1 protein-coding gene is annotated in these 672 nt (G+C 71.4%); it reads right to left on the reverse strand.

All coding sequences use genetic code 11. The annotated features are described in order from the left end of the window. Positions 1-672 (reverse strand): NAD-dependent epimerase/dehydratase family protein (locus CCN51_RS46790; RefSeq protein ID WP_143676121.1); only part of this gene is annotated, 672 nt, incomplete at both ends.

Raw genomic sequence — 672 nt, forward strand, 5'->3', positions numbered from 1 at the left:
GCGTGGACCGAGCCGGCTCGGAGGCGGCGATCCGCAGCACCTCGATGGCGTCCTCCTCGTGGACGACCTGCAGCCGCGGGTCGTAGCCGATGACGGTGGGCAGTACGGGCAGCGCGAAGTACTCGGCGAGGGGCGAGTCCGCGCAGGGCCCCAGGATGTTGGCGAAGCGCAGCACACAGACCGCCACATCGGGGCGGCGCCGGGCGAAGCCCCGTACATACCCCTCGACCTCGACGGCGTCCTTGGCGAAGCCGCCGCTGGGGAGCGACTTGGGTGGGGTGGTCTCGTTGAAGACGGCGGGGTCGCGGGGCGCGGAGCCGTACACATTGGTGCTGGACTTGACCACGAGCCGCTGGACCGACGGCGCCTTCTGGCACGCGCCGAGCAGCTGCATGGTGCCGATGACGTTGGTCTCCTTGACCGAGGTGCGGCTGCCGCGACCGCCGAGCGGGGTGCCGTTGATGTCCATGTGGACGACGGTGTCGACGCCGGTCTCGGCGAGCAGCTTCCCGATCGCGGGGTGGCGGATGTCGGCGCGTACGAAGTCGGCCCCGCCGAGGTGGTGTTCGGGGGTGACGGCGTCCACGCCGATCACCCGGGCGACATCGGGCTCGCGCTGTATGCGCCGTACGAAGCGGCCCCCCAGGCGGCGTGCGACTCCGGTGACGAGCA

The sequence above is a fragment of the Streptomyces milbemycinicus genome (assembly GCF_002154605.1).
Lineage (GTDB): Bacteria > Actinomycetota > Actinomycetes > Streptomycetales > Streptomycetaceae > Streptomyces > Streptomyces milbemycinicus.